The organism is Shigella sp. FC1967 (genome assembly GCF_001743005.1).
Taxonomy (GTDB): Bacteria; Pseudomonadota; Gammaproteobacteria; order Enterobacterales; family Enterobacteriaceae; genus Proteus.
This window is the reverse complement of record NZ_MIIZ01001183.1, coordinates 1-526: the sequence shown is the minus strand read 5'-3', so window position 1 is coordinate 526 and position 526 is coordinate 1. Positions and strand designations below refer to the sequence as shown.

Below are 526 nucleotides of genomic sequence, written 5' to 3'. Positions count from 1 at the left end.
ACACTCTTTAGGTAATTCGCCAATAAAACGAGAAGGTCGATGACTGACTTCTTTTCCATATAAACGACGATTTTCAGCATAAGTGAGTGTTAACTTTTTCATTGCTCGCGTGACACCAACATAAGCCAAGCGACGCTCTTCTTCTAAACGTCCACCTTCATCTAGCGACATTTGACTTGGGAACATGCCTTCTTCGACACCCACAATAAAAGACTTGTGAAAATTCGAGCCCTTTAGCCGAATGAAGCGTCATTAACTGTACGGCATCTTGATACGCATCCGCCTGGCTTTCGCCTGATTCTAATGCGGCATGCGAAAGAAACGCTTGTAATGGCATTAAATCTTCGTCTTCATCTTGATAGCTAAATTGGCGAGTCGCCGTGACCAGTTCTTCTAAGTTTTCAATACGGGCTTGCGCTTTTTCACCTTTTTCCTGCTCATACATCGCTTTTAAACCTGAATCACGAATAATTCGGTCTGTTTGTACATGTAGTGGCATGTCTGCGGTTTCAGAAGCCAACGTCTC

General features: G+C 43.5%; 1 pseudogene. It reads right to left on the bottom strand.

From position 1 onward, the window contains the following. Window positions 1–526 (bottom strand): annotated as a pseudogene (locus BHE89_RS20025) (3'-5' exonuclease); the annotation flags it as partial.